This is a genomic window from Acinetobacter sp. CIP 64.2 (genome assembly GCF_000369645.1).
In the GTDB taxonomy this organism is placed as follows: Bacteria; Pseudomonadota; Gammaproteobacteria; order Pseudomonadales; family Moraxellaceae; genus Acinetobacter.
In genome coordinates this window covers 75,498-95,235 of sequence record NZ_KB850120.1, presented here as the reverse complement: position 1 = coordinate 95,235, position 19,738 = coordinate 75,498, and the positions used below count along the sequence as shown (strand labels likewise).

At 42.3% G+C, this 19,738-nt stretch carries 17 protein-coding genes; 11 read left to right on the top strand and 6 right to left on the bottom strand.

Features of this window, described 5'->3' with window-relative positions; all coding sequences use genetic code 11:
* The 4 genes from F895_RS18260 to gshA form a co-directional block, all read right to left on the bottom strand.
* Positions 1 to 628: LysM peptidoglycan-binding domain-containing protein (locus F895_RS18260; protein WP_005238065.1), on the bottom strand; the 628-nt coding region annotated here is incomplete at its 3' end.
* Positions 629 to 641: 13 nt separating this feature from the next.
* Positions 642 to 3,947: a type VI secretion system Vgr family protein gene (locus F895_RS18265; RefSeq protein WP_005238063.1), complete on the bottom strand. Its 3,306-nt coding sequence runs from the start codon at positions 3,945 to 3,947 to the stop codon at positions 642 to 644.
* A gap of 177 nt (positions 3,948 to 4,124) precedes the next feature.
* Positions 4,125 to 4,631, bottom strand: a complete 507-nt coding sequence (locus F895_RS18270; RefSeq protein WP_005238062.1) for a disulfide bond formation protein B — start codon at positions 4,629 to 4,631, stop codon at positions 4,125 to 4,127.
* Between the two features lie 18 nt (positions 4,632 to 4,649).
* Positions 4,650 to 6,224, bottom strand: a complete 1,575-nt coding sequence (gene gshA / locus F895_RS18275; protein WP_005238061.1) for a glutamate--cysteine ligase — start codon at positions 6,222 to 6,224, stop codon at positions 4,650 to 4,652.
* A gap of 228 nt (positions 6,225 to 6,452) precedes the next feature.
* Between gshA and F895_RS18280 the strand changes: the two genes are divergently transcribed.
* From F895_RS18280 to F895_RS18300, 5 genes are all read left to right on the top strand, one after another.
* Positions 6,453 to 6,992 carry a DUF924 family protein gene (locus tag F895_RS18280; RefSeq protein WP_005238060.1) on the top strand — a complete coding sequence of 180 codons (540 nt, stop codon included), beginning with the start codon at positions 6,453 to 6,455 and terminating at the stop codon, positions 6,990 to 6,992.
* 36 nt (positions 6,993 to 7,028) lie between these two features.
* Positions 7,029 to 7,586, top strand: coding sequence for a CC0125/CC1285 family lipoprotein (locus tag F895_RS18285; protein WP_005238059.1), 558 nt, complete (start codon positions 7,029 to 7,031; stop codon positions 7,584 to 7,586).
* Between the two features lie 17 nt (positions 7,587 to 7,603).
* Entirely contained in the window at positions 7,604 to 8,911 is a 1,308-nt protein-coding gene (locus tag F895_RS18290) for a DUF445 domain-containing protein (RefSeq protein ID WP_005238058.1), read from the top strand.
* A 272-nt stretch (positions 8,912 to 9,183) separates the two neighbouring features.
* Positions 9,184 to 10,338: a pyridoxal phosphate-dependent aminotransferase gene (locus F895_RS18295; protein ID WP_005238057.1), complete on the top strand. Its 1,155-nt coding sequence runs from the start codon at positions 9,184 to 9,186 to the stop codon at positions 10,336 to 10,338.
* Between the two features lie 97 nt (positions 10,339 to 10,435).
* The gene (locus F895_RS18300; protein WP_005238056.1) at positions 10,436 to 11,803 is read left to right on the top strand and encodes an MATE family efflux transporter; all 1,368 of its coding nucleotides are present in this window, start codon (positions 10,436 to 10,438) and stop codon (positions 11,801 to 11,803) included.
* A gap of 65 nt (positions 11,804 to 11,868) precedes the next feature.
* On the opposite strand, the gene F895_RS18305 is transcribed toward F895_RS18300, so the two are convergent.
* Complete coding sequence (locus tag F895_RS18305) at positions 11,869 to 12,696, bottom strand: SDR family NAD(P)-dependent oxidoreductase (RefSeq protein WP_004657060.1); 828 nt, start codon at positions 12,694 to 12,696, stop codon at positions 11,869 to 11,871.
* A gap of 300 nt (positions 12,697 to 12,996) precedes the next feature.
* Between F895_RS18305 and F895_RS18310 the strand changes: the two genes are divergently transcribed.
* From F895_RS18310 to F895_RS18325, 4 genes are all read left to right on the top strand, one after another.
* On the top strand, positions 12,997 to 13,674 hold the full coding sequence (locus F895_RS18310; RefSeq protein ID WP_004657058.1) for a TetR/AcrR family transcriptional regulator: 678 nt from the start codon (positions 12,997 to 12,999) through the stop codon (positions 13,672 to 13,674).
* Between the two features lie 251 nt (positions 13,675 to 13,925).
* Complete coding sequence (gene phoB / locus F895_RS18315; RefSeq protein ID WP_004657056.1) at positions 13,926 to 14,636, top strand: phosphate regulon transcriptional regulator PhoB; 711 nt, start codon at positions 13,926 to 13,928, stop codon at positions 14,634 to 14,636.
* A gap of 9 nt (positions 14,637 to 14,645) precedes the next feature.
* Entirely contained in the window at positions 14,646 to 16,004 is a 1,359-nt protein-coding gene (phoR, locus tag F895_RS18320; protein ID WP_005238054.1) for a phosphate regulon sensor histidine kinase PhoR, read from the top strand.
* A 111-nt stretch (positions 16,005 to 16,115) separates the two neighbouring features.
* On the top strand, positions 16,116 to 16,583 hold the full coding sequence (locus F895_RS18325; RefSeq protein ID WP_005238053.1) for a DUF2147 domain-containing protein: 468 nt from the start codon (positions 16,116 to 16,118) through the stop codon (positions 16,581 to 16,583).
* A 96-nt stretch (positions 16,584 to 16,679) separates the two neighbouring features.
* On the opposite strand, the gene F895_RS18330 is transcribed toward F895_RS18325, so the two are convergent.
* Positions 16,680 to 17,132 carry a PACE efflux transporter gene (locus F895_RS18330; RefSeq protein ID WP_005238052.1) on the bottom strand — a complete coding sequence of 151 codons (453 nt, stop codon included), beginning with the start codon at positions 17,130 to 17,132 and terminating at the stop codon, positions 16,680 to 16,682.
* 94 nt (positions 17,133 to 17,226) lie between these two features.
* Here F895_RS18330 and F895_RS18335 point away from each other — a divergent pair, with 94 nt between their 5' ends.
* Together F895_RS18335 and F895_RS18340 are read left to right on the top strand one after the other, a co-directional pair.
* The gene (locus tag F895_RS18335) at positions 17,227 to 18,120 is read left to right on the top strand and encodes a LysR family transcriptional regulator (protein ID WP_005238051.1); all 894 of its coding nucleotides are present in this window, start codon (positions 17,227 to 17,229) and stop codon (positions 18,118 to 18,120) included.
* 486 nt (positions 18,121 to 18,606) lie between these two features.
* Positions 18,607 to 19,524: a LysR family transcriptional regulator gene (locus F895_RS18340; protein ID WP_005238050.1), complete on the top strand. Its 918-nt coding sequence runs from the start codon at positions 18,607 to 18,609 to the stop codon at positions 19,522 to 19,524.
* Positions 19,525 to 19,738 lie beyond the last annotated feature (214 nt).

The following is a 19,738-nucleotide window of genomic DNA, read 5'->3' as shown; positions in this document are numbered from 1 at the left end:
CTCCAGATGCTCCAGATGCTCCAGATGCTCCAGATGCTCCAGATGCTCCAGATGCTCCAGATGCTCCAGATGCTCCAGATGCTCCAGATGCTCCAGATGCAGCCTGCTTTTTCTGATTATTAGCTTTCAACTCTTTTTCAATGGTTTTTGTATCTGTTCTAGATATACCTTCAACTTGATAGGTCCGCCCCTTTAATACCATTGCTCGAGAGCTTAGTCTAAGAATTTTTTTACCTTGAGGCAGTACCTTATGGTGCGCTATAATTTCAAACTTATTTTTTATCGTATATAAACTTATTTGTATTCCTTTCAAAGCATCTTCAATTTGAATATCTTTAACAACTCCTGCCGCGTCACTTGTTACTAAATGGCACTGCCCATCATATTCAAGTAACAATTTAGCCTGAGAAATTGATTCCCATTTTAAATCTTTAACTTCTATTGTTAAAAATGTATCAACATTTTTATTATTATTCTTTTGCAAATAAATTTTTTGTCCAATTTTCAATAAATTTTTCTTTTTACCATATAAGCTATTTATTTCTATTAAATCATTAAGATTAATATGGTATTTGTTTGAAATACCCCAAAGTGTATCTCCTCTTTTAACCACATGTACATTATTCATCTTAGTTTCCTGATTATTTATCATATGGGTTATGATGTTCACCTAAATCTATTTCTTCTTGTAATTCCTCTTCTTCATCGTCGAACCAAGAAACCCAATCATCGAATCCAACCAACGCTTTATATTCAATATTTTTTTCATCATTCTCTAATTTAAAAATTGATTTATCAATTTTGGAATCTACTTTAAAAATATAGTTTTCATTTATCTTTTCATAAATTTGTATCACTGCATTTTCTATTTTTTCGCCTTCCAGTGACACAAAATGAAATGCTTTAGTAAATGGACCACTACTAGATAATTCAGGTACTGAATATTCCACTTTCATTCCACTCTCAAATACATGTTGACCACTTTTAACTTTAAAATAGCCCCCCGTACTAATGAATACACCACTCTTATTTATTTTGAGCTGAGAACCGCCCGCTGTTAGTACAATCTCTTTAGGGCTAGTAATTTCAATCTTATCTTCTGTAGAAATTAACTTAATGACCCTCTTGGCAATCGCTTCAATCGCATCATCCTGCGCCTGCAACTCCAATTTCCCTTTTGCTGCATACGCTCTAAAGCCCTTTTGTGCAGCAAACAAGCTGATCTTGTCCTGCGCATGCCCAATAATACTCTTCTGTGCGCTCAAGTTAATTGAGCCACTTGCACTCTCGGCAATATCCTGAGAGGCCTGCAAAATAATATTTTCAGGCGTGGTTAATGCAATCCCATTCGGTGATGCCAACAACATCAGCGCCTGTCTAAAAATCTTGCCTTGTTCTTGTTGCTTGGCATTCGAACTGCTTTCCAAACCTTGGGTATAACCTTCCATAAACCCCTGTAAGGAGCTCAATGCTTTGGACGGAGTGATGTCTAACTTGCTGCCTTTACTAAAGGTGCCACAGGTACTCATCAGCTCAAAATCTTTAATATCGACATTGGCCAAAACCTTTCCGACTTCTTTAATACTTTCAAAAGGGTTTTGCTGAATTCGATCTTTAATGCTGGCAAGCTTGCCTTTGACAATATCAGCGCCATGCTCTTCAACGTTTTCAATGAACTGTTTCAGATTTTCAACCGCATCTTTGGCATCACTAAAGAACGCATTAAACTCATCTACCGCACCTTTGGCATTGCCGCCAAGGGCACCAATATCCTCAATAAAACCACCACAATCCTTCAAAGCATGGATCGGATCATTACTCATCCCTTCTTTAAATAAATTTAAAGTGCTATCCAGTGCTTGACCTGTGGTTTTAAGTTCCAATGACTGAATAAACTTCGGTAGACGATTAATCACATTTAGCGCATCAGTCTGTTGCTTCGCAGCCACTTCACTGAGCATTTTCATGCTGTCATAACCCTGTGACAGCAAAGATTGTGCCTGGGTAGCTTCCAAATGATCAGCAATCGCCTGTTCTTGCGCATAGGTACTGATCAGCATGCCTTTGCCTGCCCGTACAGCACCCCAAGCATCCGTTCTAAGCTCGAAGCCCTCACCACGACCGTTGCTGCTTTCCTGCACTTTAGGATGACTTAAATTACCTAAATTCAGCTGTGTTGCCGCATGGCTACTTTGTAATTGGGTACTGATTTGCCCTGTCGTATCATCAAAACGTAACTGGTTAAAACCATTGCCATTGACTTCCTGACTGCGGATACCACTGAGTTTTTTAGTGTCTGGAAGCTGCCCTTTGACATCAAACTTGGTCGGAGAACGCTGTGCTTCATGGATTCGTCCTGTCACAAAAGGACGGTCAATATTGCCATCAAAGAAGTCGATGACCACCACCTCACCAATCCGTGGCAAGAAGCGTGCACCATAGCCTTCTCCTGCCCAAGGGGTGAGGACATCGACCCATGCCGAATCGGTGTCATTGTCATTGCTGCCCGCACCGCCATCATGTCCATGATCCTCACTGCGGGTAAACATAAAACGTACTTTAATTCGTCCCCACTCATCCACATAAATAGTTTCCCCTTCGGGCCCCACTACTTTGGCGCGTTGCGGATAGGCAATCGGACGATGTAACTCTGGATCATATTCAGGGGTGATCTTGATCTGACGGCGAATCAAGGTCAGTTCATTACCCTGACGCTCTGCCTCGTCATAGTCGTGTTGATCCCAGCGGCTCTGGCTGAGCAGTTGACTGACCTGTTGCTGTAAATCTTTCGGTAAATTATTTTGATTGTAGAAATGCTTGGAGATAATCAGGAACTCCTGATCGGCCCCTTCATGCTGATCAATTTCGGGATGTTCCCTAAGATTAAACCAATAACCGACTTGGCTATCGCGCACGGTACTATAAGCCTTAAAATATTTGGCTTGACTGGCGTACATGTCATTGAATTGCTGATTCAGTTTTTCTAGCTGACTGCCACCTGAAGCCGTGGCTTGGTCTTCACCTTTTAAGTCCTGCATCCAAGCTGGACTGATATGCCATGCCTGTTCAAGGCTTAAACTGGCAGAATCAAAACTTTCCGAATGGTTATGGCTGGTAACCACTGAACCTGCACCTTCTTCTTGTGCCAAGGCATCAGGCTGCCAACGTTGCAGATGCACCGCAGTCGGCTGCAAGCTACGCACCGCCACAAAACCGGTTATGCTGTCCTGAAATTCTGTGGCACTGCTACGGTGATAACGAATACTCCGTCGAGCCAAAGCTTGATATTGACTATTATCATCAATCAATCTCAGCTTCTGTGCTTTGACAGGGGTACTTGAATGCGGTACAAAAAGCTCAGCTTCATCAATCAGCCAGTTTATGCCTTCACTGCGCCATAAGCGTGTAAGAAAAGAATAGTCGGATTCATTATGGCCCATCACAAATGGGCGTATATCATAATTCTGGCTTAAGCCACTCAGATCCAGACTCAAACTTGCTGCAAATAATGGACTTCTTTGCTGCCACTCTTTGAACAAAACTTCAGTGATTTCCACAATAGTTTTATTCATAAAAACACGGCTATTACGGCGCTTATGCCATAAATGGGTCGCATCGTGTACAGTCAGCTTATACAGCGTTAATGCGCCATCACTTTGTCCATAACAGGCCTCGGTCACAATCCCCGTGGTGCGAAACAGTTGCCCTGAATCGGTAACCTGATCAACTGCAACCTGAACCCCAATAAATTGTTTGAGGGGAATCTGGGCATTGGTCGAAAGACAAATCAGCTCGGCTGACAAGCCCTCATTAAGTTGATGCTGGCCTTGTATACGTTGTAAAAAAACTTGGTTATTCAGTAATTTATTAGAAAATTGTACGTGAATGGCACGTTTCTGTGCATTTAGCCCTATTTTTTCTAATACATTAAATATATTAAAAAGCATTTTTTATAATCAGATCGTACGGGGAATCGGCTGAACTTTACAAAAAACAGACCTATCTGTCCACAAAAAAAGCTTTTAAGCAACAAAATGGCACAACTTGTTTAGTTTTTGAGAAAATAAAACCCGAAATAGACATTCATATTTCGGGTGTTTAAATGATTTAGAACAACGATTCGCTTATTTTTGTGTAACGCTATAGTTTCTAAATAATTGCCATAAGCAAATCAGTAAAATCAAACTAAAATAAACCAGAGACCAAACGGGCAGCGATTGACCGAGGAAAGTCCAATCTATCGCGGCGCATTCCCCTGAACCCGAAAGTACTTCTTGTAATACGGTTTTCATTGGCAAGGCATCCACCAGATAGTTTAAGCCAGGCCCACAACTTGGAACCTGATCAGGTGGTAAACTTTGCAGCCAGACATGACGTGCCGCAACACCAACTGACCAGCCAATTGATAAGGTTGCTAAAAATGCATAAAAGCGTTTGAAACCACTTGAAACTGGATTATGGATAAAGGCGACTAGCGCGATTACGCCCATCCCAATTAAGCCAAGGCGTTGGAAAATACAGAGTGGACAAGGATCCAAGCCCTGCACATGTTCTAAATACAACGCAAATGAGATACCAATAATGCTGGTCAGTACCAGTACTGCACTGACTAAGCGATAATTCCATCGCATGGGAAGTCCTCTAAAATATTAGCGATATTGTGCAAGATATTGTTCAAAACTCATGTCGTTATCTTGTTCAAGTTGCGCCTGTTTTTGCAACGAAGTTTGCGCCAATTGTTCAAAATAGTGTTTGCGTTCTTCACTGAGTGGATGTTGGTCATAATGATCGACATGTTGCTGCGCCATGAAACTACCAAAATTCCATGTGCCACCATGTTGCAAGGTATCTGCAATGACGTGGGCTGAAGGTGTGTTTTCAACATGGTCTAGGCGTTGTTGCATCACTTGAATGGCATCTTGATATAGCTGGGTGCCATCCATTTGGTCTAGTATCTTGGCACAGGCTTGAATCGCATTTAAGTGAGTTTGTGCCCAGTCTTTTAATGAGATCGAACGATCTCCTTCTTCGATCTTGGCATCTGCCGCACGACCACGATTCACCACTTCAGTTTGGTTACGATCAATCTGTTCTTGTTCTTCAGCAAAGAGATCCGGACTGTCTTTGAGCAAGCAATACAAAGCTAAACTTTCAAGGAAGCCTGCCGAAATTTCATCAATTCCAATCGCGCTATACGGATTCACATCCACCGCACGTAATTCGACATAGCCAACGCCACGATTTTTTAAGGCTTGTGAAGGTGTTTCACCTGCTTGCGGCACCTGTTTAGGACGCACCAGACTGTAGTATTCATTTTCAATCTGTAGTACATGATCGTTGATCTGAATCGGCTCGCCCTGTTCATCATTTAAACCGAGCTGGGTAAATTCTGGATAAGGGGTATGCACGGCTTTTTGTAAGCCATCTAAGTAATCGTGCAGATCGTTATAATGAATCCCAAGTTCTTTTTGTGCTGAGTTTTGATAACCCAAACGCCCCATCCGCAATGCAGTCGCTTCAGGCAGATATAAGGTACCTTTAACCAAAGGTTGTAAATGGTGCTGACGACCGGTCAGGAAGCAACGACACACCGATGGGCTCGCACCCAACATATACATCACCAAAGGAATCAAACGAATAAAGTTGCGGATCAAACCGAAATAGCGATGACTACGATAATCTTGCAGACTGAGCTGTTTTAATTGTGGATTGCTTTCATGCTGCTGCAAAAGCGCAAATAATTGTTCTGGAAAAGATAAATTATAATGCACCCCGGAAATGGTCTGCATACGGCGACCATAACGCACGCCTAAACCACGACGATATAAGGTTTTAAAGCGACCAATATTGGAACTGCCATATTGTGCCAGTTTAATATTTTCTTCGTTATCATCCAGCATACAAGGCATCGACAGAGGCCATAAGCGTTCGCCATCTTCCAGTTGCTCATGGACGATACTATGAATATCACTCAGTTCATTGAGTGCCGCCGCAATCGTTGTTTGTGGCGTGGTGATAAACTCCATCAATGCTTCTGAATAATCCGTCGTAATATATGGATGTGTCAGAGCTGAACCGAGCGCTTCTGGATGATTTTTTTGTGATAAAAATCCATTACTTTGCATCCGCAGGCTTTCACGCTCAATGCCACGTAACATCCCCTTTAATAGCGAGGCATCTACCCAAGTTGGTATCACAGAGGAAGTAAGGCTGGGTTGATTCATATTCTATTGCTCGCTTATTCAGGATCAGCCGACCACATGCATGGTAACGACATCGTCGATTCTACAGGCATGATCTGCATGCCAATCCCTTCGACTCAGCCAATTATAACGACAATTACAATCTAGTCATCTGATTTAGTTTGGCAATTTTTATCACAATCTTGTTACATAAGACACGCTGAAATTGTGATTTTATTAAAAAATAAATCTTCCAGTGGATACTCCCCCATGCAAGCGCAAGACATTCTTAATTTTTGGTTTGATCCGGAGCATCGTTCACTTTGGTTTGCTAAAAGTGATGATTTTGATGCAAAAATTCGCGCGTCCTTTGCAGAGATCCATCAACAAGCTGCTCAGGCGGAGCTGTGGTCATGGCGCCAGACACCTGAAGGTCGTTTGGCGGAAATTATTATACTCGACCAATTCTCCCGAAATTTATATCGGGATCAAGCCCAAGCTTTTGCTTATGACAGCCTTGCACTCGCATTGGCACAAGAAGCGATTAGCTTACAGCTGGACGCACAACTCAGCCCAGAGCAACGTTCCTTCCTGTATATGCCGTTTATGCATAGTGAATCCAAACGCATGCATGAATTTGCCCTGAAATTATTTCAACGCTTAGGCAATGAAATAAATCTAAGCTTTGAGAAAAAGCACAAAGCGATCATTGATCGTTTTGGGCGTTATCCGCATCGCAATGCACTATTAGGACGTCACTCAAGCGCTGAAGAATTGGAGTTTTTAACTCAACCGAATAGCAGTTTTTAAGTCGATTGCCCTCGACACTGTACATAGGAATAGCATATGAAAAGCGTATTAATATGCACCCCGCTGCTTGTCGTACTGACATTTGCAGGATGTGCAACGGTTCCGTCCAAACCCAGAACCTTTGACCAACTGGGCCAATTCACCACTTATCCGTTAAATAACAAAACTTACCGTGTCGGTTTCCAAGCAGACAATAACTTGAGTTATGGTACAGCTGAGGAAATTACCTTGCTCAAAGCCGCACAAACCACGGTTAAAAATGGTTTCCGTTATTTTAGTGTGGTGGATGATCCAAGTAATGCCCGCCATAAGACACCGCGCCAAGCCGTGATTTATCCGACGCCATCGTATTACCCTTATGGTTATTATCGTCGTCATCCTGCCTTTTGGCCTGATCCATTCTACGATACCCCACAAGTGGTCAATCTTGATCCAATTCAAGTGTCGTATACTATCGAGTGCTTTAAGACACAGCAGCAATCTCCTGATGCCTTTGATGCTCAAATGATTTTGCAGTCTTTAGGGCCAAAATATGGCTTGAGCCCGACAGGAGACGTGTTGCAGCCCCCTGCACCGCCTCAAAACAAAAAATAAATTAAAAGGATGACTCCATGAGTTCAGTCGAAGAAATCCACGTCCCGAGCTTACAACGAAGTAAATACTTCGCTACCATAGCACTGATCATTGCAGTGGTGTCATGGATTGCTTTCATGGTCGCGGCGCATTTTCTGCCTGAATATAAATGGCTCATCCATATTTTCATGCTTGGCGCGGAAGCAGGTGTGGTCGGTGGCTTGGCGGACTGGTATGCAGTGACTGTGTTATTCCGTAATCCTTTTGGCAGAATGCCGCTCCCCAAACTATTGCGTGACCACACCGAAATTATCCCACGCAATAAGGCCCGTATTGCCGAGTCAATGGGTCGCTTTGTACAGGAAAATTTTCTTTCCCCACAGATCGTGCAACGCAGTCTACAAAATGCTGATATCAGTTTGGCTGTAGGCCAATGGTTAGCCAGTCCCAAAAACAATCAGCAAGTGGTGCAGATGATTCAGCACACCGTGCCGAGAATCTTTGAATTTGTCAGCCAAGAGCAAATTGCACACTTCGTCCAGAACAACAGTGTGCAGTGGGTCAGAAGTACCAAGGTCAATAAACTGGCCAGTGAAATGCTGCGTGCGGTACTGGAAAATGATTTCCACCAAGATGTGTTACAGCGTGGTCTCGATCTGGCACATGAATGGATGGTGTCACATCCGGAAGAAGCACGTGATTTATCACGTAAATTATTCCAAGAATTAGGGGTCTGGAAGCTGGCCAAAGGCGCAAGCTGGATCGGCATTGATGTACAGCAACGCACCATTGATTCTCTGATTGAAAAAGTTGAATCGATGCTGGCCAATCCCGACCATCCATGGCGTCAGGATATTGAAGCCACCACCCATAAGCTGATGCTGGAACTGGCCGAACCCGACAGTGAAGCTAGCCAGCGTTTAAATCGTGGTAAAGATGCACTGCTTGATAGCCCACAGGTCCTGAATTTTATCAGTGGTGCGGTGGCGATTTTATGTGATGCGATTAAAACCGATTTAATGCAGCAAGATTCAGGCATTGCCACTAACCTACAGGCGGCGATCCAGCAACTCGGTGAAAGTCTGATTCAAAATGAAAAAGTACGTCAGGTGCTGAATGAAAAAATGGTCGGCTTGGCCATTAATTTCAGTGAGCAATATAGCGACAAGATCATTCGTTATATCAGTGAACGGATTCATGAGTGGGATTCGCGAGAAATGATTGCCAAAATCGAAAGCGAGGTGGGCGGTGATCTGCATATGATCCGCGTCAATGGTGTGATTGTCGGTGCCTTTATTGGTTTAGCACTTGGTGTGATCCGTGCCATTGTTGAAAATGTTTTGTAATATAGCGTCAATATTGACTACAAAAACCTGTCATCAATAAGATACGCGAGAAAGGTCATTCGCAACCTGCGTGATTTCAATTAAGTGCTGTTTCTGCGATGTAATAAAACCAATGCAAGAAGTGAACAGGTTTTGCGAATGACAATGCTTTTGGTTACTTTGGACGAAACCAAAGTAACTCCAGCTGAAGGCTTATCCTGAAATTAGATAAGCTCTCGGTAAGACACCGTCAAAATACATAATCCATTAAAATTCTATAGGTCATTTCAATCATGTTGCAACTTCAGTCAAAACTCCCAAGCCAAGGCGTTACCATCTTTAGTGTCATGACTGAACTCGCACAACGACTCAATGCCCTGAACTTATCCCAAGGCTTCCCAGATTTCCCTGCGCCACCTGCATTACTCGAAGCCCTCAGCCAAGCGACACTTTCAGGCTATAATCAATACCCTGCGGGTGACGGTGTATTGGCCTTAAGACAACAACTGGCAACACAATTCTTGGCACGCGATCAGTTGCAACTCGACCCAGTCACTGAAATCACCATCACCCCTGGTGCAACCATTGCGATTTTCTGTGCCATTCAAGCCTGTATCCATGCAGGCGATGAAGTAATTATTTTCGATCCAAGCTATGACAGCTATGCCCCTGCGGTTCAGTTGGCAGGTGGAAAATCAGTGCATATCCATTTAGATGCACCAAGTTTTCAGGTGAATTGGCAAAAGGTCAAAGACAGTATCAATGCCCACACCCGCATGATCATTGTCAATACCCCACACAATCCAACAGGGGCAATTTGGTCAGAACAGGATTGGCGTCAGTTAATTGAGCTGATTCAACATAAAAATATCGTGGTGCTCTCCGATGAAGTCTATGAACATCTGATTTTTGATGGGCAGAAACACCATAGTGCACTGCAATTTCCAGAATTGCGTGAACGCAGCTTCGTAATTGGTTCTTTCGGTAAAACCTATCATGTCACAGGCTGGAAAACCGGCTATTGTGTTGCTGCGCCACAACTCATGCGTCTATTCCGCCAGATTTATCAATTTGCCAATTTCTGTGGCACCACTCCATGCCAGATTGCACTGGCCAACTATATGCAACAACACCCTGAACATATTCAGGAATTGCCAAGTTTTTATCAGGCGAAACGTGATCTGTTCAATGCCCAAATTCAAAATTCACGTTTCGACTTCATCCCATCTCAAGGCACCTATTTCCAAAATCTGGATTACAGCAATATTCGCCCTGATCTTAATGATATCGAAATGTGCCAATTTCTTGCGGAGCAACATAAAATTGTGGCCATTCCAATTTCGGTGTTCTATCAACAAGCACCAGCATCATTACGTCTGATTCGTTTCTGTTTTGCCAAAACCGATCAAACACTACAACGCGCAGGTCAAATCCTCGTACAATGTTGATCAACAAAAACAAACTGAACCCTCATCTTCAACACAACTGAGAATGTTATGTTGACAAAAATACAATCGTTTCAGGATGAAGCGTGAAGGAAATTGAATGACACCACGCCAACCCTTGGTCATGCAACCGAATCTCTGGAAAACCTTTTTTGTGTTTCTGGTGCCGTTGATTGCCACCAATATTTTACAAAACCTGTCTGGAACCATTAATACCATCTTCGTCGGTCAAATGATGGGGGTGAATGCAATTGCCGCAGTCTCGGTATTCTTCCCCATCCTGTTCTTTTTACTGGCTTTTGTGATCGGGATTTCCGCAGGCTCCACGGTGCTGATTGGGCAGGCATGGGGTGCACAGAATCTGGAAAAAGTCCGTGCTGTGATTGGTTCCACCATATTTATGACCTTGATCGGCGGCAGTATTATTGCAGTCTTGGGTCTGATCTTCGCCAAACATATTCTGGAGTTACTGGGCACCGATCCCACAGTGATGCACCTGTCCTTACCTTATGTGCAATGGATGCTGGTGGGCAGTCCCTTACTGTTCGTCTATATTATCTATACTTCGATCTTGCGTGGTGTCGGTGATAGTGTGACGCCACTGATTGCACTGAGCCTCACCAGCTTGATTGGTTTGGGTGTAACCCCCGTTTTGCTGAAAGGTTATTTTGGTTTTCCGGCGTTAGGTATTGTTGCTCCTGCAATTGCAACCATTATCGGTTATGCCGCTGTGCTGATTTTCTTAGCAATTTATCTAAACTATAAAAACCATCCACTGAAAATTGATGGTCTATTGCTGCAACATATTCGCCACGATGCTGAACTGAGTAAATTAATTTTAAAACTCGGTATTCCAACAGGGATTCAGATGGTCACCACCTCCTTAGCGGGTTTGGTGATTATTGGCTTGATTAACCATTATGGTGCACATGCCACCGCAGCTTATGGTGCAGTCAATCAAGTACTGAACTACATTCAATTTCCAGCCTTGTCGATTTCGATTGCCGCTTCGATTTTTGCTGCACAAGCGATTGGTGCAGGTAAACCTGATTTATTGGCCAAAGTCACCCGTACCGCTTTGGGTATGAATTTCTTATTTACCGGTAGTTTGATTGCTCTGGCTTATTTGTTCTCAAAATATCTAATGGCACTGTTTATTACCGATCACAGCGTAATTGAGCTGGGTCAACAACTGTTATTTATTGTGCTGTGGTCGATTCTATTCTTTGGTGCCAGTGCAATTTTTGCATCGATTATGCGTGCCAGTGGTGCGGTCAATATCCCAATGCTCATCAATATTTTCACGATTGTTCTGATCGAAGTGCCTTGTGCGTATTGGTTTAGCTCATTGTGGGGCTTAACAGGCATTTGGATTGCCTATGCGCTATCCTTTGTTTGTTTATGTCTGTTCCAAGCTTTTTATTATCAATTCTTTTGGAAGAAGACCAAGATTAAGGTGCTGATCTAAAAACCACCTTCTGACGGATTTAAAAAAGCCATTCACAGAGAATGGCTTTTTTAAATGATAACAACTTACATCATCTTGGTTGCAAGCGCTGCAATACGTTGATAACCCGTTGGGAATAAACGTTGGAACGAATCCACAATACGCGCATCTGTACCAATCAATAAACGGCGTTTATCTTTCAATACCGCATTTAAAATTTGACGTGCAGCTTCTTCTGGTGGGGTGCGTAGGAACTTATCAAACTGCTTGATTGATTTGTTCGGGTCCATGCCCAAACTCTTCAAGCTGTCATTCATTTTCGCTGCTTTGGCGATATTGGTACGAATCCCGCCCGGATGTACACAGAGTGAGCTGACACCGCCCTTCTCAATATCCAATTCCTGACGTAATGATTCGGTAAAACCACGTACGGCAAATTTAGTTGCGTTATATGCAGATTGTGTTGGTTGCGAGGTTAAACCAAAGATACTGGAGATATTGATGATATGACCATCTTTGGTTTGTTTGATGAATGGCAGGAATTCTTTGGTGCCATAAACCACACCCCAGAAATTGATTCCAACAATCCATTCTAAATCTTCATAGCTCGCACCTTCGACGGTTGACCCAAGTGCTACGCCTGCGTTATTGAAGATCAAATTGACTGAGCCATGATCCTGTACAGTCTCTTGTGCCCACTGTTTCACCGCATCACGGTTTGAAACATCAAGCACTTTGGTGGTCACTGTTACAGGATACTGCTTCACTAATTCAACAGTCTGGGTCAGGCCTTTTTCATTGATATCACTCAATGACAAATGACAGCCTTGTTTCGCTAATAAAACTGCCAGTTGTTGTCCAATCCCAGAACCTGCACCGGTGATCGCTGCGACTTTATTTTTAAAATTTTTCATTGCCTATCCTTTGTACTACGAATGATACGCACATATTCGCTCAGACCATGTGCTGTTTAACCTGTAATCAATATAATTTTGACAATACGTGTTGTCAATATAGTACACTCTAGCTTTAAGACAAATGGCAATAACCAACATCCTACATGTCATAATAGGCCTATTTACATTTCATGACTGATGATGTTTAAAAGAGACAAGGCATATTTTCAAAATTTAGTTATGCTAGTCAGCATAACAGGGTTGAAATGCAACTATTAGACACACGATTTAAAGACTTTTTAGGGAACGGTTTTCTCAATGGCAACTCAAGATCAAGCGACACGCAAGAAAAACAATACCGAAGCGAAAGAACGGCAATTCAAAGGTCTGTCTTTAACTGAGCGCAAAGAAGCACGTCGTGAAAAATTGATTGAAGCAGGTATTGCAACCTACGGTACACAAGGCTTTTTCTCGGTCACAGTTAAAGATGTCTGTAATGAGGCCAAGCTGACTGAACGCTATTTTTATGAATCATTTAAGAAAAGCGAAGAGCTGTTTCAAACTGTATTCTTAAAAATGATTGAGAAAATGCAAACTTGTTTAACCCAAGCCGTTTTAATGGCTGCGCCTGAACCCAAGAATATGGTGACCGCAGGTTTGTCGGCTTTATTGGGTGCGATTAAAGATGATCCACGTATGGCACGGATTATTTATATTGATGCGATGTTGGTGCAGGATTTACATAATCAAGCCACCATTCAAGAAACGCTGACCCAGTTCGATCGCATTATTCAGGGCTTCGTGATGATCACTATGCCCAATGCCCCACATAGCACTGAAGAAGTCTCGTTGATGGCAACTGGCTTAAATGGTTATGTTACCCATATTATTATTCGTTGGGTCTCGGAAGGCTTCAAACAGCCTCTGGAAGATGTTCTGTCCGCCTGTTGTGCTGTCTTTTTGTCTTTTATCGAAACCACCTCGCAAAAAAATTAAAATCGTTTTACAGTTTTGTGACACCCAAAGCTGTTAAACTACAGTTAAGTTAAGCAGATGAATTCATTTGCTTTCTTGCGAGGTAAATTGTCATCAATCCGTCATGACTCTGCCCCATGCTTGTCACAATTTATTGCTAAATTCGACTTTATTAATTCTTTTGCAATGATATTGTCATAATTAATCTTTGTAATAAGCCTGTCATAACAACAAAACGGTTAAACCGTTACAGATTTTAAGGGTATTGCGCTGTGAAAGATGACTATATTTTAATTGTCGATGATGAGCTACCGATCCGCGAAATGATCCATACCTCTTTAGACATGGCAGGCTTCCAATGTTTACAAGCTGAGGATGCCAAACAAGCGCATCAGATTATCGTTGATCAGCGTCCTGCGCTTATTTTGCTGGATTGGATGCTACCAGGTGGCGTGAGCGGCGTAGACTTATGTCGCCGGCTCAAACGCGATGAAAACTTGGCCGAAATTCCTGTAATCATGCTGACTGCACGTGGCGAAGAAGACCATAAAGTACAAGGTCTGGACGCAGGTGCCGATGATTACATGACCAAGCCATTTTCAACCCGTGAACTGGTGTCTCGTATCAAAGCGGTGTTACGTCGTGCCAATGCATTGAGCGGTGAAAAAGTCATTGATGCCAATGGCTTATTACTAGATCCTGTCAGCCAGCGCGTCAGTTTTGGCAACAGTATTTTAGATATGGGTCCAACCGAATATCGTTTATTGGCCTTCTTCATGACCCATCCTGAGCGCGCCTACACCCGTGCTCAACTCCTAGATCAAGTCTGGGGTGGTAATGTCTATATCGAAGACCGTACCATTGATGTGCATATCCGTCGTTTACGCAAAGTGTTAGAGCCTTTTGGTGTTGATCGTTTTGTGCAAACTGTTCGTGGCACAGGTTACCGTTTCTCGACACGAGCAGATTTAGCAGTAGGTTAAAAATCCTTTATGTATGAGCCTTACCCCGTCCCTGAACTGGCACGTGAACACCAACGTTTTCGTTACAGCAGTTTATGGACATTTGCAAAACAAGATTTAAGACTGTTACTTTTTTTCTTATTGATTGCAAGCTTAGTCGGATTCGGGGTGGGTTACTTCTGGAGCTGTATTTTTATTGCCTTTGTGCTGTTTTTCATGCTACAGCTCCGCTCGCTTTATCTGGTCAATGAATGGATTTCCAATCGTCCTTATGATGTCCCACCCAATCTAAACGGGATTTGGGGTGCATTACTGTTTAATGTTTATCGTGCACAACGTCAAGAACGCATTGTTCAAGCTGAAATGGTCGGTTTGATTGATCGGGCGCAATCCTCTTTAGTGGCCTTGGCCGAAGCCGTGGTTTTAATTGATGATCAACACCAAATTGAATGGTGGAATCCTGCCGCTGAAAAACTGTTAGGGATTAGTCCTTTAGATCGTGGCCGTAATTTATTGTCGATATTGCGCCAACCCAGTTTTATTGAATATTTTAACCACAGTGATCAATCTCCTGATGGCATCCGCCTGCAAGCGCAGATGGATGAAGATCGTTATGTGCAAGTCAAACTGACCCGCTTCGGTGGCGAAAGTCGTCTATTGGTCGCTTACGACACCACACGAGTACATAATCTGGAGCAGATGCGTAAAGACTTTGTCGATAATATTTCACATGAATTACGTACACCGCTTACCGTACTCAGTGGCTATATCGAAACCTTTATTGATCAAGATGATATTACCCCACGTTGGAAACGTGCTTTTACCCAGATGCAGTCTCAAACCAAACGCATGAATGCGTTGGTCAATGACTTGCTACTATTATCTAACTTAGAAAATAATAAAAAAGTTGCTAAGAATCAGATCATTGATATGGCTAATCTGATGAACCAAATCTTTGATGATGCACGTGCCTACAATCTCGATTACGGTCATACCTTAAATCTGGATATTGATAGTCATTGTGACCTGATTGGTTCCGATATCGAAATTGCCAGCGCCTTTAGCAATTTAATTACCAATGCGATTAAATATACCCCTGCTGGCGGTATTATCACCATTGGTTGGCATGAAGATGGTGATCATGCTTACTTTACCGTACAGGATAATGGGATCGGGATTAACCCAAAACATTTGCCGCGTTTAACTGAACGTTTCTATCGTGTTGATAGCGCACGTAGCCGTCAAACAGGTGGAACTGGACTTGGATTGGCAATTGTGAAACACGTGTTGATGCAACACGGCGCATACTTAGAAATTAGCTCTAAAGAAAATGAAGGTTCGACCTTTACTGCGGTGTTCCCTAAAGAACGCTTATACCGCATGATTTAAACCTGTCAGGGAACTGCCAAGTTCCCTGAAACAGGATGTGATCATTCCACTAAAATAATATAATAAACTGTTGTTTCATTTCATCATTTCTATTTTTCAGATGTATTCCTCATGCTAAATACACCTTTTCTTCGTGCTTGTATTCTCTTACTTGGACTCAATATGCCTTTGGCAATTCATGCTGCACCGACTGACCCACTGATTGGGACGTGGAAAGTAGTGGATGAACGTACGGGTTCGTACCTGTCTGATATCGTGATTCGCAGGCATTCTGCAACCGAACAATACAGTGCCGTGATTGTCAAAATGTATCCTTCAGCCAAGGAAGCAGCACCTACCTTATGTACAGCCTGTACGGGCACCTTAAAGAATCAGCAAATCATCGGCATGGAAGTATTAACAGGGCTGAAAATGCTGAACCAAAATGAAGAATTTGGACAAGGTGTTTGGCTCAATCCTTATGATGGTCAAAAATACAGCCTGAGTGGCCGTTTAAGTAAAACAGGTAAAATGTTGAGTATCAATGCGAAAAACCCAAGCAATAATAGTTTCCGCAATATGACCTGGATTCGACTTTAATGATTTAAATTCAGCCACACTAATGATTTATATTTCACATAAAAAAGGGTGCATTTTATGCACCCTTTTTTATGAATTTAAGCATAAAACTGTCAATTAAGAACTGGTTTTGGCACTCAGCGCTGCTGGGTCAAGCAAATGGCTGGGTAAACCAAAAATATGATCAAAAAAGTAATTATAAACAAAGGTATAACAGGGGATCAGCACCATCAAACTAAAATCGAGCAAGAAGGCTTTAACTAAACTGATCTGCATCCACCAGGCAATCAACGGAATCAAAATCATCACCAAGACAATTTGAAAACCAATGGCATGTGCCACACGTCTGAGTACTGTCCTTTTTTTTGAGATCTGCTTCTTTTCCCACATCTCAAATACAGCGTTATAAACGAAATTCACCGTCACTGCGATCATCGCAATCAAGATCGACAAAGGCCCTGTATGACTGATGGTGGTGCCCGAAAGCACTGCCAATACCATCGCACAGATAAAAAAGCTAAAAACTTCATAGAAAAATACGTAAGTGACTCTTCTCTTGGTTCCTTGCATGACCACACCTTAAAATCAATAATGGGTGGATTTTACGCTTTAAATTTGATAAAAAAAGTCAATCGTCATCAGATTTACTGACAAAGGAATTGCCATGAAACTCAGTCGTGAGCAGCTTGAACTGATTCTGGAAATTATGGATCGTGGTAATTTTTCCGCAGCGGCACGTGCTTTAAATCGAGTGCCGTCCGCAGTTAGCATGGCGATTGCCAATCTCGAAGCAGAGTTGAATTTAAAACTATTTGAACGTAGTAAAAATCATCTTGCCCCCACCGAAGTCGCGCTTTCAATCGAACCGCACGCCCGACTGATTGTGACCAAATTAGGTCAGCTCGACCTGCATCTGACCGAACTTTCAACTGGACTCGAGACCAATCTCTGCATTGGCATCGCCGCAGATGTGAATCAAAAATTTTTATTGGCAGGAATTGAACAGCTGATTCAACACTATCCATTACTCAATATTGAATTGGTTAGTGCACCCCAACAGGAGCTCAAAACACGGCTACACAATAACGAAATTGATCTGTATATCGCCTATAGCTCATCACAACTCGATAACAATGAACGCTTCCGTTTGCTGGGTATGGAACAATTTGTTGCAGCCGTTTCACCCAAAGATGCGCAACAGCTGAAAGCGCATAATAAAAATGAACTGATCATGTTGTCTGAACTCAGACAGATTATTGTGGCGAGCAAGCATTATCCATTACCTGATAGTCGGGTATTGGTCTCAGATTCTTATTGGTATAGCGATAATTTATCTATGGCCATTGATATGGTGGAACAAGGTCTCGGTTGGGGTAATTTCCCCCTTTCCGTAGTGCAAACGCATTTTGCCAAACACAGTCTGGTTCGCTTAGCTTTTCTCGATACCACCAATGGGCTAGATATGCCGATTCATGCGATTTGGCCTGCGTATAAGCCACTGAGCAAATCCATGCAATTGTTGATTGAGCTGTGGCAAAAACAAATCCATCACGCATAAAAAAGCCCGACATCCTAGTCGGGCTTTTCCGTATTCCTTTCACTAGATACAACTCCTGTCATATCTCACATCCTGATGCGCAAACTTATCATTCTTGTTTTATGTTTTGGAACATCCTGTTCCTGATGAGTTCATATTAGGCAATTCAACTGAGTCGGAAAATGGGACATTGCCTCTAATTCGTGTAAGAAAAAGCGTACACTGCTGAGCTTTCTCACCCTTTAAACAGTGAGGGATTATATGGAACTAGGTACGGAAAACTTATCAATCTCCCAATAAATCAATCGGCTGCTCTGTCGTCATCACCCCCATATACTGATCATAGCTGTGTGCCAGTAGACAAATCACTACAGCAGCAATCAAGGTCAAAATCTTATTTCTCATTGTCATCGTCAGCGACCTGAATCAAGGATCTATAAAAAAGGTATAAGATTTCTTCCATCTAATCTAATATAGAAAAAACAAGCACTGATCTAATTTTGAGATATGTGGACATTCAAACAATTTAATTATCTAATCACGATTGTAGAAACTGGGGGCTTTATTGCTGCCTCGGAGAAGTTGTTTATTGCTCAATCTGCCCTGAGCAGACAAATTAAAAATTTAGAAGAAGAAATCGGTTTTGAAATTTTTGATCGATCTGAAAAGAAAATTAGACTCACACCTGCAGGTGAAGCACTGTATAAAAGTTTAAAAAGCAATATTGATCATTTAAAAAGTTCAATTGTCAGCGCCCAAAGTATCAGTCGGGGTGAAGGTCGAATCATTAAAATTGCCCATTCCAGCAGTATTGTGTTGGACCAAAGCAAGCTGGAAATTTTTGAGCAGCTTTGTGATCGTCATAACATTGATATCGAAATGAATACCCTATCCTCTGAATTACAATTGGAATATTTGTTGAATGGCACTATTGATCTGGGCTTTATTCGACCGCCGATTTATCACAATTTAAATGATGTAAATACCATCAGTTTATATACCGCACCTTTATATGTCGCTGCCCATGTCTCAGACCCATTGTTAAGTGAAAAAGAAAGTATCTCGATCCGTGAATTGGCGTCCTTAAATTTTGTCTCTGTCCCGCATAAAGCACGTGGTGGTTTAAGTTATTTGGCAGCCAATTTATGTTTAGTTAACGGCTTTAGTCCAAAAAGAACCCGAATTTATTCAAGAAAAAGGTCTCAATTGGAACTGGTCGCCAATGGCTTTGGCATTTGTATTGTGCCTGAAGAATTTAAAGTAATTTTGCCGAGCGATGTCAGACTGATTCCCCTTCAAGATAAAAACACACTTAGCGAAGTAAAACTCATCTGGAAAAAAGATGAAGACCCGATCATTAATAGCTGTGCAGACGCGATTCATGCCTATTACAGTTCCAAGCAGATGAACTTAAAAACTTACTGAGTTTTAGCTCAAATGAAAAAAGCCCGACATCCTGTCGGGCTTTTTCGTATTCCTTTCACTAGATACAACTCCTGTCATATCTCACATCCTGATGCGCAAACTTATCATTCTTGTTTTATGTTCTGGAACTTCCTGTTCCTGATGAGTTGATCTTAGGCAATTCAGCTTAGGTTGAAAATGGGACATTGCCCTGAATTGCTGTAAGCAAAAACGT